The sequence below is a fragment of the Kribbella sp. NPDC051718 genome (assembly GCF_040681515.1).
GTDB lineage: Bacteria > Actinomycetota > Actinomycetes > Propionibacteriales > Kribbellaceae > Kribbella.
On record NZ_JBFAYZ010000004.1, the window covers coordinates 74,029 to 88,126 of the forward strand.

10 protein-coding genes and 1 pseudogene are annotated in these 14,098 nt (G+C 67.8%); 6 read left to right on the forward strand and 5 right to left on the reverse strand.

Going from position 1 to position 14,098, the window contains the following annotated elements:
- Window positions 1-3: 3 nt before the first annotated feature.
- Both AB0M15_RS15950 and AB0M15_RS15955 read right to left on the reverse strand, forming a co-directional pair.
- Window positions 4-1,197 carry a hypothetical protein gene (locus AB0M15_RS15950; protein ID WP_363818617.1) on the reverse strand — a complete coding sequence of 398 codons (1,194 nt, stop codon included), beginning with the start codon at window positions 1,195-1,197 and terminating at the stop codon, window positions 4-6.
- On the reverse strand, window positions 1,194-1,700 hold the full coding sequence (locus tag AB0M15_RS15955; protein ID WP_363818620.1) for a SigE family RNA polymerase sigma factor: 507 nt from the start codon (window positions 1,698-1,700) through the stop codon (window positions 1,194-1,196). The genes AB0M15_RS15950 and AB0M15_RS15955 overlap by 4 nt, the downstream gene beginning before the upstream one ends.
- A gap of 813 nt (window positions 1,701-2,513) precedes the next feature.
- On the opposite strand from AB0M15_RS15955, the pseudogene AB0M15_RS15960 reads away from it, so the two are divergent.
- From AB0M15_RS15960 to AB0M15_RS15985, 6 genes and pseudogenes are all read left to right on the forward strand, one after another.
- Window positions 2,514-4,220, forward strand: a pseudogene (locus tag AB0M15_RS15960) (right-handed parallel beta-helix repeat-containing protein); the annotation flags it as partial.
- 202 nt (window positions 4,221-4,422) lie between these two features.
- Window positions 4,423-4,758: a discoidin domain-containing protein gene (locus tag AB0M15_RS15965; RefSeq protein ID WP_363820224.1), complete on the forward strand. Its 336-nt coding sequence runs from the start codon at window positions 4,423-4,425 to the stop codon at window positions 4,756-4,758.
- Window positions 4,759-5,481 (forward strand): FadR/GntR family transcriptional regulator, encoded by a 723-nt coding sequence (locus tag AB0M15_RS15970; protein WP_363818623.1) that lies wholly within the window; start codon window positions 4,759-4,761, stop codon window positions 5,479-5,481.
- Window positions 5,478-6,506 carry an enolase C-terminal domain-like protein gene (locus AB0M15_RS15975; protein WP_363818626.1) on the forward strand — a complete coding sequence of 343 codons (1,029 nt, stop codon included), beginning with the start codon at window positions 5,478-5,480 and terminating at the stop codon, window positions 6,504-6,506. Before AB0M15_RS15970 ends, AB0M15_RS15975 begins: the two co-directional genes overlap by 4 nt.
- On the forward strand, window positions 6,503-7,468 hold the full coding sequence (locus tag AB0M15_RS15980) for a helix-turn-helix domain-containing protein (RefSeq protein WP_363818629.1): 966 nt from the start codon (window positions 6,503-6,505) through the stop codon (window positions 7,466-7,468). The genes AB0M15_RS15975 and AB0M15_RS15980 overlap by 4 nt, the downstream gene beginning before the upstream one ends.
- 95 nt (window positions 7,469-7,563) lie before the next feature.
- On the forward strand, window positions 7,564-11,214 hold the full coding sequence (locus AB0M15_RS15985; RefSeq protein WP_363818631.1) for a S8 family serine peptidase: 3,651 nt from the start codon (window positions 7,564-7,566) through the stop codon (window positions 11,212-11,214).
- Between the two features lie 34 nt (window positions 11,215-11,248).
- Here the strand turns inward: AB0M15_RS15985 and AB0M15_RS15990 are convergent, their stop codons facing one another.
- From AB0M15_RS15990 to AB0M15_RS16000, 3 genes are read right to left on the reverse strand one after another with little or no spacing between them, the layout of a single operon-like run.
- The gene (locus AB0M15_RS15990; RefSeq protein ID WP_363818634.1) at window positions 11,249-12,283 is read right to left on the reverse strand and encodes an LLM class flavin-dependent oxidoreductase; all 1,035 of its coding nucleotides are present in this window, start codon (window positions 12,281-12,283) and stop codon (window positions 11,249-11,251) included.
- A complete protein-coding gene (locus tag AB0M15_RS15995; RefSeq protein WP_363818637.1) occupies window positions 12,280-12,900 on the reverse strand; it encodes an NAD(P)-binding domain-containing protein in 621 nt (206 codons plus the stop codon). The genes AB0M15_RS15990 and AB0M15_RS15995 overlap by 4 nt, the downstream gene beginning before the upstream one ends.
- Window positions 12,897-13,352, reverse strand: coding sequence for a MarR family transcriptional regulator (locus tag AB0M15_RS16000; protein WP_363818639.1), 456 nt, complete (start codon window positions 13,350-13,352; stop codon window positions 12,897-12,899). Before AB0M15_RS16000 ends, AB0M15_RS15995 begins: the two co-directional genes overlap by 4 nt.
- Window positions 13,353-14,098: the final 746 nt, after the last annotated feature.

Sequence of the window (14,098 nt, forward strand, 5' to 3'; positions counted from 1 at the left end):
TCCCTACTTGTCGAACACCGGGTCCGTCACCAACTCGAGCACCTGCTCCTTGCTGGCGGCTCCGGTCGGCAGCTCCTTGCCCGGGTAGAGAATGCGAACCGAGGCAAGGTCGCCATCGGGCTGCGTGTAGGTAGCACCCATCACGTACTTGACGCCTTCCTGGTATGACCGCGCGCCCTCGTAGTACTGGACCTTCTTGCCGTCCGGCAGAGTCAACGGCGTACAACTCGGCACGGACAACTGATCCTCACAGGTGCTGGCGCGAAGCTTGGCATCGATCCCGAACTCGATCGTCGCGGCGAGCGAGCCCTTCTTCCAGTCCATCGAGACCAGGTAGTTCCCGTTGATCTTGTCGATGTGATGCACGTCCAGCGTGCCACCGGGCATGATCGCCTCCGCCTCGCCGACGATCTCTCCGAGATCGGGCACAGGCGCCTTCAGTTGCTCCTCTTCGGCAGCTTCCCCAGCGGTCATCGGCGGCAGGTTCAGCTGAGGGTCGGCGGCGAACGACATCAGCTCGGCGTCCGAGATCCCCATCCCGTGCACCCCGGTCGTCGTGTTGTTCGCGAACAACGGGCTTGCCGAGAGATAGACGATCTCGCCGTCCGGTTGCTGGTACTTCAGTTCCACCCGCTCACCCAGCCGCCCGATCATCGCCGTGCCGCCGATGGACATCGGCACGCTGTGGCACTTCAGCCCTTCGTACTGGCCGCAGTCCGTCCCGCTACCGGAGCCGAAGAGCGAGACGGTCAGCAGTCCCTCACCCTGCTGGCCGGCAATCTTCCATCCGGCGCGACCGGTCGCCCCCCGCTGCCCGGGCTGATGGTTCACCTCGAAGGGCCCGGACTCGTAGGTGAGGTGCTGCCGGTCCGGATCGAAATGCTTGGCGAGCAGGTTCCGCATCGTCGTATTGAAGGCGGCGTCCTGAGCTTGGGCATCGATCGACTGGCTGGGACTGGCAACCGGCGGGCCGACCGGGAGTGGCCCAGCGTTGGTCGACAGCCAGCTGGTCATCCCCACCACCAGTACTGCGACTGCGGCCGCGCCCCCGATCACGCCGCTGCCGGTCAGTACGCGGTGCCGGCGCAAGCGGTGGCGGCCGGCTGCCAGGTCGTCGCTCAATGCTCTGGGCAGCAGGTTGTCCTGTGCGCTCGCGGCGTCCGCGAGGCGATCCGCCAGTTCCTTCTCGTCGATCATCGGTCGTTCCCTCCCACTGCCCCGAACTGGGCCGTCAACAAGTCATTGAGCCGGGCGAGGGCTCGTGAGCACTGACTCTTCACCGTGCCGGGTTTGCAGTGCAGGTCGGCCGCGGTCTCCTCGACGGACAGCCCGACGAAGTACCGCAGCACCACGACCTGCCGCTGGCCGATCGGCAGCTTCGCCAGCGCCTCGATCAGCACCCGCCGGTCCTCGGTGTCGATGTCCTCGGCCATCAGGACGTCGACACCGTCCAGGCCCGGCGCCTCACGGCGCCACGGCCGTCTGCTCTCGTCGATTCCGGAGTTCACCAGGATCCGGCGCGCGTAGGCGTCGACGTTCCCGGCCCGCCGGACCTTCGGCCAAGCGACGTACAGCTTCAGCAGCGCCGTCTGGACCAGGTCCTCGGCCTTGTGGACGTCCCCGCAGAGCAGATACGCGATCCGCCGCAACTGCGTCCGGCGCTGCGCGACGTACTCGCTGAACTCAGCGTCTCGTGCCATCTCACATCCCCTCGCTCATCCCGTCACCGATGAATACGGAGCGGTCCAGCGATCGGTTGTCAGCACACTACTGCCCAGAATGAATCAGGTTCATCTTCCAGTTCCGGTGAGCCTGTGCCACAGTTTGCGCCGATAGATCTGATTCATCGATCGATTGGCCCGCCAATGCCATCCTCCCCGTTCGCTCATCCGCGCCGGCTGCTCGCTGCCTTCGCCGGCCTGCTGGTCCCCACCGCACTCCTCGCCGCGCCCGCTGAGGCCACCGGCCCGACCACCTTGTACGTCTCCCCCGCCGCCCACGCCAAGGGCGGATCGGGGAGCCTCAGCCGCCCGCTCAGCTCACTCGAGCAGGCGCGCGATCAGGTCCGAAAGCTGACCAAACGCCAGCGCGGCGACATCCACGTCGTACTGCTGCCGGGCGACTACCGGCGTACGGACACCTTCCAGCTGACCAGCCAGGACTCCGGGCGCAACGGCGACAAGGTGATCTACCAGGCCCTGCCCGGTACGTCGGTGACGATCGACGGCGGCCGGCTGGTGACCGGCTGGACGTTGTCCGACCCGGCCAAGAACATCTACAAGGCGCACGTCGGCTCGATCGACTTCCGGCAGTTCTACGTGAACGGCGAACGGCAGCAGCGCGCTCGCGGCCCGGAGAAGCCGCCCGGCTGGTCGAAGACGGCAACCGGCTACACCGACACGACCCGCAGCCTGGCCAACTTCAAGAACCAGGGCGACATCGAGGTCGACAGCCGCTGGGGCTGGATGCACTACCGCTGCCCGGTCCAGTCGGCCGTCGGCACCACGGTGACGATGCAGCAGCCCTGCTACTACAACGCCAACCTGCACGAGGGCCAGGAGATCCAGAACCCGACCTGGATCGAGAACGCCTACGAGCTACTGGACTCGCCCGGCGAGTGGTACCTCGACAAGAGCTCCGGTGACGTCTACTACCTGCCCAAGCCCGGCCAGAGCCCTACCACCGCTACGGTCGTGGTGCCCCAGGTGCAGAGCCTGGTAGACGTCACCGGGTCCATCACCGATCCGGTGCAGAACATCCAGTTCGACGGGATCACCTTCTCCTACTCCACCTGGCTCGCGCCGAGCAGTGACGACGGCATGGTCGAGGGCCAGGCCGGCTTCCGGATCAACGGCACCGGCTGGAAGGACTTCGACGCCTCCCGGCTGTACTGGGAGAAGACCCCGGGTGCGGTGAACGTCGGCTACAGCCGCAACATCTCCTTCACCGGCAACACGTTCACGCATCTGGGCGCGGTCGGCCTCAACCTCGACACCGGCTCGCAGGGCACGACGCTCAAGGGCAACATCGTCCGCGACGTGGCCGCGACCGGCATCCAGGTCGGCGGCACGGACATCATCGACCACCACCCGACGGACGCTCGCGCGATCACCAAGGACACCTTGGTCAGCAACAACCTGATCACCAAGGCGGCCGCCGACTACAGCGGCTCGCTGGCGATCCTGGCCGGCTACACCGAGCACACCGTGATCGAGCACAACAAGATCTACGACCTCCCGTACTCCGGGATCTCGGTCGGCTGGGGCTGGGGCAACCCCGACGTCGGCGGTGACACCAACTACCCGGGCAACTTCGGCATCCCGATCTACGACACCCCGACGACGTCGAAGAACAACATCGTCCGCGACAACGCGATCAGCGACATCATGAAGCACCAGGCCGACGGCGGCGCCATCTACACGCTCGGCATGCAGCCGAACAGCGTTGTCGAAGGCAACTACATCAAGAACACCCCCGGCCCGGCGTACGGCGCGATCTACCACGACGAGGGCAGCCGGTACTTCACCACGACCGGCAACGCGTTCTGCAACGTCGACGCGCTCTGGCTGTTCCTGAACCACGGCATGAACATCGACGCCCAGCACAACTTCACCAGCCAGCCCAGGTCCGCGACCCAGGCGAACAGCACCGACTCGACGATCGCGAACAACCCGGTCGTACCGGGCTGCGAGCAACTCCCCGCGTCGATCGTCGACAACGCCGGGCTCGAACCGGCGTACCGCTACCTCGACCCGCAACCGGCGCCGACCGATCGGGTCGCGCCGACCAAGCCGGGCATGCCGGTCGTCCAGCCGAGCTTCCCGACGATCGCCGACCTGACCTGGCCGGCTTCGACGGACGCGGTCGGTGTCACCGGCTACTCGATCTACGTCAACGGCAAGCTCACCAGCGCTTCGAAGGATCCGGCGGTGAGGATCACCGGTCTCGTCTCCGGTCAGAGCTACACCTTCGCCGTCAGCGCCCGCGATGCCGTCGGCAACGAATCCGGCAAGAGCCAGACCGTCACGGCGACCATGCCGGCCGGCTCGGACCTCGCCCTCGACAAGCCGGTCACGGTCTCCTCGTACTCCGAACCGAACGTCCCCGCCCTCGCGGTCGACGGCAAGCTGTCGACGCGGTGGGCGCAAGGACTCGGGCTCCCCGACCCGTCCTGGCCGCAGGTCGACCTCGGCGCGCAGTACGACCTGACCGGGGTGATCACGACGTTCGAGCTGACCAACGGTTACCGTCGACGGCCTGGCCGCCGGCTCCACGCACAGCTACACGGTCGTCGCCCGCGACGCGAACCTCAACGCCGCGCCGCCGAGCCCGGCGAGGACGGTCACCACTCCCGCCGAGGCCGGACTCGCGGTCGGCAAGCCGGTCACGGTCTCGTCGTACTCCGAACCGAACGTCCCGGCGCTGGCCGTCGACGGCGACCTCAACACCCGCTGGGCGCAAGGGCTCGGGCTGCCCGACCCGTCCTGGATCCAGGTCGATCTGGGCGCTGCGACCGCAGTGAAGAGCATCGTCACCAACTTCGAGCTGCCGAGCGGATACAAGTACAAGCTGGAGTACTCCCTCGACAACACGAACTGGTCGATGTTCGACGACCACACGACGGTGGCCACGAGTGTGCGGCGGAACCCGTCGATCCGGACGGCCGCCGTCCAGGCGCGGTATGTCAGGCTGACCGTCACCGGCTCCAACTTCAACGGTGGCAGCATCTACGAACTCCAGATCTACGGCGGTTTCTGAATGCCCGAGAACCTTGATCCCTATCGTCCCGGCTACGAACTCGTCGCCGAGCAGCTCGTCACGTACATCGCGGAGCAGGGCCTGCGGCCCGGCGACCGGTTGCCGACCGAGAAGGCACTGGCCGAACTGCTCGGCACCGGACGCTCGGTGACGCGCGAGGCGATCAAGGTTCTCGCGGCCGTCGGCCGGGTCTCGACCCGGCGCGGGGCCGGCATCTTCGTGTCGGTGCCGGTGAACCAGCAGGCAGACGACCAGGTCGGTTACTTCCAGCCGACCGACCTGCAACACGTGGCGATGCTGTTCGACCATCGCCGGCTGATCGAGGCCGAGTCGGCCCGGCTGGCGGCGACGTCAGCCCGGCCGGCCCAGGTCCATGCGATCCGGACGGCCGCCGAGGCATCGGTCGCCGCGCATCAGGATCACGAGTTGTTCCGGCAGTACGACCGGACCTTCCACGATGCTGTCGCCGAGGCCTCGGGCAACGTGTTCCTGCAGGCTGCGGTCTCGAAGCTGCGGGACTTCAAAGAGCAGTCCGACCGGCTGCTGTTCGCGGGCGGGCTGCCCGGCTCACTCGAGGTCGCGGCGCAACAACATGTCCACATCGCGGAAGCGATCGCGGCCGGTGATCCCGACAAGGCCTCGACCGCGATGACCCAGCACATCGACACCACGCAGTCCCAGTTCGAGCAACGGATCCGAGACCGGCTGAAAGGACCCCAGTGAGTTCGATCGATCGCGTCGAGGTCGAGCTGGTCGAAGTACCGGCCATGCATCCGTTCCGGTGGCGTGATGGGTTGCCGGGGTCGGAGCCGGCGCTGCAGGGCGGCGTACTGAAGATCACGACGAGTGACGGCGTGGTCGGCCGGGCCTCGACGCCGCGAGGCGTGATCGCGGCCGACCTGGTGAATCGCCGGGTGCGCGAGGAGCTGATCGGCCAGGACTCGATGCACCGCGAGTGGTTGTGGCACCGGATCTGGGAGCTGGACCGGATCGAGGAGTTCCCGCTGTACTTCCTCGGGCTCGTCGACATCGCGTTGTGGGACATCGCCGGGCAGGTCGCCGGCTTGCCGGTCCATGCGCTGGCCGGGACGTACCGGACCTGGCTGCCGGCATATGCGTCGACGGTGACGTACGGGTCGATCGAGGAGTACCTCGACATCGCCGACCAGTGCCTCGAACGGGGCTTCAAGGCCATCAAGCTGCACGCGTGGGGTGACGTCGTCCGGGACGCCCGGCTGGCGCAGCGACTGCGGGAACATGTCGGCGACGACGTCGAGCTGATGTACGACGGATCGGCCGGTTTCGACCTGCCGGACGCGATCCGGCTGGGAAAAGTGCTGTCGGAGCTGGACTTCCGGTGGTACGAAGAGCCCATGCGCGAGTTCAACATCACCAGCCACCGCTGGCTGGCCGAGCGGGTCGACGTCCCCCTGCTCGTCGGCGAGACCAGCGACGGCGCCCACTTCAACACCGCCGACTTCATCCAGGCCGGTACTGCGTCCTACGTCCGCACCTCGGCCGGTCTGAAGGGCGGCATCACCGGCGCGCTGCGGATCGCGCACCTGGCCGAGAGTTTCGGGCTGCGCGCCGAGGTGCATGGTATGGGCGTGCCCAATCAGCATCTCTGCATGACGATTCCCAACACCACGTACTACGAAGCGCTGGTCTGGGGGAACCCGATCATCACCGACCCGTCCGTGGACGCGGACGGCCTGATCCACGCATCGACGGCACCAGGGTTGTCATGAAGGCCGCCGGCCTCCCCGAGTCCAAGGAGGCGACGTACCTCGCACTGGTCCGGCAGGGCAGCGCCTCGGTCCCCCAGCTCGCCGAACGCGTCGGCCTGAGCATCGTCCAGGTACGCCGGGCCGTCGCGGCCCTGCAGCGGGAGGGGTTCGTGCACCGTACGCCGCCGCCGCAGGAACTGGTCGTCGCGGTGCCGCCCGACCTGGCGGTCGAGCAGTTCATCCGGCAGCAGGAGCAGGAGTTGATCCGGACTCGCGAGGCGGCGCAACGGCTGGCGGCCGAGGCGTACCGCAAGCCCACGAGCCGGCGGACCGAGGAGCTCATCGAGATCGTCTCCGGCCAGGATGCGGTCGGCTGGGCCTTCGACCGGGTGCAACTGTCGGCGCAGAAGGAGTTCCGGGGACTGGTCGCAGCGCCGTACGTGGCGTCGGCCGAGGTGAACCGGACCCAACTGGATCGCCAGGCGGCGGGTGTTGCGTATCGGGTCGTCTACGACAGTACGGCGCTGGAAGACCGGCTACTGTCCGCAAGCACGGTCACGCACGTGGAGGCGGGAGAGCAGGCCCGGATCGCCGATACCGTGCCGACCAAGCTCGCGATCGCCGACCGGGAGCTGGCGTTGCTGCCGCTGGACTGGACGACCTCGGCGCACGATGCGGCGCTGCTGGTCCACCCGAGCAGCTTGCTGGATGCGCTGGTCGCGCTCTTCGAGACGGTGTGGATGCGGGCCAGCCCGTTGTCGGTCACCGCGGTGGACGAGCTGACCGCCGAGGCGACGATGTCCGCCGAGGACCGGTACCTGTTGTCACTCCTGGTCGCCGGACTGACCGACGACGCGGCCGGAGCACGGCTCGGGATCAGCCGGCGGACGGTCGCGCGGCGGGTACAGCTGCTGATGGAGCAGACCAACTCGCGCTCCCGGCTGCAACTCGGGTGGCAGGCTCGCGAGCGCGGCTGGCTCTGACCGTCTTGGCCGTGGCTTCTTTGCGCCAGGTAAGTAAGTAGTGATCCATGTTCTGACCTGCTTTTAATCAGGGCTCCACCTACCTTGGAGCCCCCTTGCTGCCCTCCTCCAAACGTGGGGTGATCGCGCTCGGCGCCGCCCTCGCCCTGCTTGCGACCCCCGGCCTGTCCCAGGCCGCTCCGCCGCTGTCCAGCCCCAGTCCCAGCCGCGCACTTCCGTTGCGGACCATCACTCTGATCACCGGCGACAAGGTGACGGCCGCCGTCACCGCCGACGGTCACACCACCGCGACAGTGCAGAACGCGGCCGGTCGGCCGGCGGGCGCGCACATCATGACGTCGGGCAAGGATACCTACGTCTACCCCGACGCCGCGCTGCCGTACCTCGCGTCCGGCGTACTCGACGAGCACCTGTTCAACGTCACCGAACTGCTTGCCGACGGCTACGACGACGCGGCCAGCAAACAACTGCCGCTGATCGTCACCTACACGGACGCGGCGGCTCGCAAGCAGGCTGTGCCTGTCGGTGCTCGCCGCACTCTCTCGCTGAGCAGCATCCAGGGCGCCGCGCTGACTGCGGACCGGTCTGCTGCTTTGTGGAGCTCGCTGACTCCGGCTGCCAAGCGAGTGGCCGGGCCGGCGCGGTTCGGCGGCGGGATCGCCAAAATCTGGCTGGACGGCAAGGCCAAGGCGACGCTGGCCAACACGACCGCGCAGATCGGCGCCCCCGAGGTCTGGGCCGGCGGTGATACCGGACAGGGCGTGGACGTCGCCGTCCTGGACACCGGTATCGACGCAGCCCACCCCGACTTCGGCGGCCAGATCGCTGCCTCCGAGAGCTTCGTCCCCGGACTCGACGTCACCGACCGGCACGGCCACGGCACGCACGTCGCCTCGACCATCGCCGGTACCGGCGCAGCCTCGGGCGGGGTCGAGCGCGGTGTCGCGCCAGGGGCCAGGTTGCACATCGGCAAGGTGCTCGACAACGACGGCAGCGGGCAGGATTCGTGGATCCTGGCCGGGATGGAATGGGCCGCCCGCGACCAGCACGCCAAGGTGATCAGCATGAGCCTCGGCTCCGGCCCCACCGACGGCACCGACCCGATGAGCCAGGCGGTCAACCGGCTCAGCGCCGAGACAGGCGCCCTGTTCGTCATCGCCGCCGGCAACTCAGGTCCGGATCCGTACTCCGTCAGCGCACCCGGTGCAGCCGACGCCGCCCTGACCGTGGGCGCCGTTGACAGCGCCGACCGGCTCGCGGTGTTCTCTAGTCGTGGCCCGCGTACCGGCGACAACGGGCTCAAGCCCGACCTCACGGCTCCTGGTGTCGACGTGCTCGCCGCGCGTTCGCAGTACGCGCCGGAAGGTGAGGGCTCGTACCTGACGATGAGCGGTACGTCGATGGCGACACCGCACGTCGCCGGCGCGGCCGCGTTGCTCGCGCGGACGCATCCTGACTGGACCGGGCAGCAACTGAAGGACGCACTGGTCAGCACGACCAAGACGACCCAGCAGTACAGCCCGTTCGCGGCCGGCAGTGGCCGGCTGGATGTGGCTGCCGCGGCTCGCAGCACCGTCTTCGCGACCGGATCGGCGTTCGCCTTCGCTTCGTGGCCGTATCCGGCTTCACAGTTGGTGCAGAAGGATGTCACGTACACCAACACCAGCGCCGCGGCGATCACGCTGAACCTGGCGCTGAAGACCCAGGGCATCCCGGACGGTCTGTTCAGTTTGACCGCGCCGTCCGTGACTGTGCCCGCTGGTGGGACGGCAACGGTTGGAGTGGTCAGCCACCTGGGCGCTGCTGTCGAGGACGCCGGCTACAGCGCAGTACTGACTGCCACCGGCGCTGACGGCGTACTGCGCACGCACACCCCCGTCGCGCTCACCAAGCAGAGCCAGCGAGTGAAGCTGACCGTCAAGTCCTCGCTGCCTGGCGTGCTGATCATGAAGGACATCAAGCGCGACACGGTGCCGAAGGCCTACGAGGTCGACGCGACCGGCAAGCTGGAGCTCAGCATCCAGCCGAGCACGTACGCCGCCTGGCTGTACGCCGATGTTCGCGGACTCGACAGCCCGCACTCGCTCAGCCGGGCCGTACTCAGCAATCCCGAGGTGGTCGTCGACGGCGATCAGACGCTGACCTTCGACGCTTCCAAGCTCCGCAAGGTCGAGGCGATCGCTCCGCAGCAGACGGTGAACAGCTACGTCCGGGTCGACCAGTACCGCAGCTACGGCGATCTTCATCGGTTTGTCGACACGTATCAGCTCGAGCCGTGGATCTACGACAGCCTGTGGGCGACTCCGACGCGCAAGGTGACGCAGGGGTCGTACACGTTCGCGTCGCGGTGGCGTGAGGTGCAGTCGCCGTTGACCGTAGCCTCGTTCGACGTGAACCTGCAGAGCTGGTCGCCTTCCTTGCCAGCGGGCACTTCCGCCTACCCGGTTGTTGTGGCCGGCAATGGTTCGGTGACCGATTTCGCGAAGGTCGTTGCCCGGGGCAAGATCGCTGTGGTCCATCGCAACGACGCGGTTGCTCCTACCGAGCAGGCCACGGCTGCCTTCAAGGCGGGCGCCAAGCTCTTGCTGATCCTCAACGACGGCTTCGGACCGTTGGATGCCTGGGCGGATCTTCCGCAGGAGGAGACGCCGTCGCTGCCGGTGGCTTCGGTCGGCACCGATCGGGCGCAGCAGTTGCTCGACCGGATCCAGCGTGGTGGTCGGATGCTCGTGGTGACGGCGCATCCGCAGCCGGAGTACCTGTACGACCTGGTGCAGCACCACGACGGCGCGATCCCGGCCGACCCGTCGTACCGGCCGGGCGTGGGCGAGCTGGCTCGTATCGACGAGTCGTTCCGGGACACGAAGCAGGGCGAGGCGGTCGACATCCGCTACGACCTCTCCGCTGACCTCACCTGGGCGGTGGGCGCGGCCGCGACGCCAGTACTTGCGCAAGGCAACTACACGGCATGGGTGACTGCCGCGCCCGGTGTGAAGTGGCTGACCCAGACCGCTGTCACCGATCTGATGCTGTTCGGGTCCTCGACGGCATACCAGGCGCGGAGTACGACGAAGGAGACCTGGTTCGGCGGGATCCAGCGTCCTCGGCTCCTTGCCGACAACGCGATGAGCACGCCGCCGTCGCGGGTGGGCGACATCATCAGCACCTTCGGGATGCCGGGGTGGGGCGATGGCCGCCACGAGGGGACCGTGTATGGCGGGATCACGCTGAACACCTCGCTCTACCAGGGTTCTCAGCTGGTGAGCGAGGGCGCCGACTTCGTCTCGTCGGAAGTGTCGCCGGACAAGCTGCCGTACCGGCTCGTGGTCGACACCACGCGTGACATCCCGGACCGGCCGTACTCGCCGCGAACCCGCACTGAATGGGGTTTCATCTCCGACAACGCCGACTACCGGTTCTTGGAGACGCTCCCGCTGATCCAGCTCGACTATGGGATCGGTACCGATCTGAGCGGCCGGGCTTTGCGGCGTACCGACATCGCCGTGACGCCGTCCCACCTGGCCGGCGCGGCCGGTGCGGGACTGATCAGCACGGTGACGCTGGATGTCTCCTACGACGACGGTGCCCACTGGAAGGCCTTGTCCTTGCAGCACTCCGGCAACGACTGGATCGGCCGGCTGGACGCACCCGCGAAGGCTCAGTTTGTGAGTCTGCGGGCGACGGCCCGGGACAAGGCCGGCAACAGCGTCAGCCAGACCATCGACCGGGCGGTCGGCCTGCGCTGACTCCCTTGACGGGGTCCGGGGACTGCTGGCTCTGCTAAGCCATCAGTTCCCGGACTCGCGGGGCGACCTGGGTGCCGAAGAGTTCGATGTTGGTGACCAAGGCCTGGTGGGACAGGCCGCCCATGCCGTACTTGAGGTCGAAGCGGGTGGCCTTCAGTTTCTTGAGATTGGCGGCGATCTTCTGGGCGACCGTCTCGGGTGAGCCGACGAACAGGGCGCCCTTCGGGCCGACCTCGGCCAGATACTGCGACTTGGTCGGGATCCCGAATCCGCGGGTCTTGCTCATCCGCGTGATCACCTCGCGGTAGGGCTCCCAGAACTCCTCGCGGGCCTGCTCGTCGGTGGCGGCGACATGGCCGGGCGAGTGCACGCCGATCGGCAACGGGTCGCGGCCGAACTGCTCGAGCGCACGGTGGTACAGGTCGGAGAAGGGAGCGAAGCGGGACGGGCTGCCGCCGATGATCGCGAGCATCAGGTTGAAGCCGTAGTGCGCGGCCCGGATCACCGACTGCGGGCTGCCGCCGACGCCGATCCAGGTCGGCAGCGGGGTGTCCAGGTGCGGTACGACGTCCTGATCTTGGAGGGCCGCTCGGGTCTTGCCTTCCCAGGTGACGCGGCCGCCCTTGAGGATCTCGGCGAAGAGGTTGGTCTTCTCCTCGAAGAGGGTCTCGTAGTCGGCGAGGTCGTAGCCGAAGAGCGGGAAGGAGTCGATGCTCGAGCCGCGGCCGAGGATGACCTCGGCGCGGCCGTTCGAGATCGCGTTGAGGGTCGAGTAGCGCTGGAAGACCCTGACCGGGTCGTCCGAGCTGAGGACGGTGACGGCTGACCCGAGATGGATGTTCCTGGTCTTCGCGGCGATCGCGCTGAGCACCACATCGGCGGCCGACAGCGGGAAGTCGTCGGTGTGGTGCTCGCCGATACCGAAGAAGTCGAGGCCGACCTCGTCCGCTTTGACGCCCTGCTCGACCAGGTCACGGATGGTCCGGGCGTGCGAGACCGGCCGGCCCTGCTCGTCGGAGGTGACGTCGCCGAAGGTGTCCAGCCCGAGTACGAGCGGGAAGTCTGTCATCGCTGCATCTCTTTCTTCATCTCTGGTTTCCGAAGTGGTACGCCGAACGCCGTGCCGCCCGGTTGGAGCACCCTGCCCGCGGCCAGGCCGTCCAGCAGAACGGGGTCGTAGCCGATGGCATCGATGACCTCGGCAACTGTTCTTGTTGCCGGCTGCTCGCCTGCGACGCCCATCGCGCGGCGCTCCGGATGATTCGGTGGCCTGCGGTCATCGGCGAGCTCGTGATAGCCGAGGTGGTTGAAGGTCTTCACCACCGTCGAGTCTTTGAGTTTGCGCTGGACGATCTCACTGCTGGTCAGCACCGGGTCCTCGAACAGCTCCTGAATTCCGTCGACCGGCGGCCAGTAGTTCATCGTGTCGATGACGAGCTTGCCCTGCACGATCTTCGGGTCGAAGGTGGCGAACTTGTTGAGCGGTATCGCCAGCACCACGATGTCCGCATCCGCCGCCGCATCAGCCGCCCAGAGCGCCTTCGCCCCCGGCACCATCACCTGCGTGATCAACTCGATCCGCGCCGGATCCCCCGACGCCGCGATCGTCACGTCATACCCGGCCTCGACCGCCACCCGGGCGATCACCGGTCCGACATGCCCGGCTCCCAGCACCGCGATCCTCATCGCTCCAGATGCCTTTCCAGCGACTGCAGGATGTCCTTGAGCGCGTCGAACTGTTCCGGCGTCAGCGCATCCGCGAAGTGCTTCTTGATCGCCTTCGCATGCGGCGCCGTCGCCCTCCGAAAGGCATCGGCTCCGTCCTCGGTGAGCACGACCTCGGCCCCTCGGTTGTCGGTCGCACAGTCCTCCCGCCGAATCAACCCCCGCTTCTCCATCCGCCCGAGCTGATGCGAGAGCCGGCTCCGCTCCCACTCCATCACCCCAGCCAGCCGCGACGACCGACTCCGCTTCCCGTCAGCCTCACTCAACGCCAGCAACACCCGATAGTCAGCCGGCGACAGCCCCGAGTCCTCCGCCAACTGCACACTCAGCCGCCGCCGCAACTCATCGGTCGTATCCACCAACGCCCGCCAAACAGCCAACTCTCCGGCCGACAACCGCCGCCGCCCCACCACCACAACCCACCTCAATCTGATTGATGTATCAATAATGACACATCAACCAAATACACCCACGCCCCCGCCGCCGTTCGCTCCTTCGTCGCTCCCGCTCTGGGCGCTCCCACCCACCCAGTTGCCGCTCCTGCGTCGCGGTGACCACCTGCGTGCTCACCCGACTGGCGTGCCGTGACCCGTCTCGTCCCACGACTCGGGCTTGCACGAGCACCGTCCCCGCGCGCCAGCAGCCTCACGGCGCAGCGCCCCGGCGACGTCGCGCTCGGCGGCCTCACACCCCCGCGGCCTACACCCCGGCGGCCCGTCGGGGTCGCGCCCGGCGGCCTCTCATCCCGGCGGCCCCGTTGGCCTCGCGCCCGGCGGCCCAGTCGGCCTCCCGCCCGGCGGCCCAGTCGGCCTCCCGCCCGGCGGCCCAGTCAGCCTCCCGCCCGGCGGCCCAGTCAGCCTCGCACCCCGGGCGCCCCGTGGCGCGTCGGCCCCGCGGCCCCGCAGACCGACTGCCCGATTGCCCGGCGGGCTCCATGACGTCGCGGTCTCGCCCGCTGCCCCGGGGGCAACCTGCAACAGGCGGATCGACCTTTGCGGCCGGCAGAAGGGCGTCAGGCTCGTGGCTATGACACGTTCTCGACCAACCACCTCGTCAGCGGGCGCAACTGAGCACACGCAGCCGGTCAGTCGACGGAAAGACCCGATGTCGGCACGCAATGCGCCGCGCCCACGTACCACCCGCGACGGCGGAGCGGCAC

Excerpts from the sequence above, each read along its gene's own strand:
- AB0M15_RS15950 (WP_363818617.1), bottom strand. The coding sequence starts at position 1,197 with ATGATCGACGAGAAGGAACTGGCGGATCGCCTCGCGGACGCCGCGAGC.
- AB0M15_RS15955 (WP_363818620.1), bottom strand. The coding sequence starts at position 1,700 with ATGGCACGAGACGCTGAGTTCAGCGAGTACGTCGCGCAGCGCCGGACG.
- AB0M15_RS15970 (WP_363818623.1), top strand. The coding sequence starts at position 4,759 with ATGCCCGAGAACCTTGATCCCTATCGTCCCGGCTACGAACTCGTCGCC.
- AB0M15_RS15980 (WP_363818629.1), top strand. The coding sequence starts at position 6,503 with ATGAAGGCCGCCGGCCTCCCCGAGTCCAAGGAGGCGACGTACCTCGCA.
- AB0M15_RS15990 (WP_363818634.1), bottom strand. The coding sequence starts at position 12,283 with ATGACAGACTTCCCGCTCGTACTCGGGCTGGACACCTTCGGCGACGTC.
- AB0M15_RS15995 (WP_363818637.1), bottom strand. The coding sequence starts at position 12,900 with ATGAGGATCGCGGTGCTGGGAGCCGGGCATGTCGGACCGGTGATCGCC.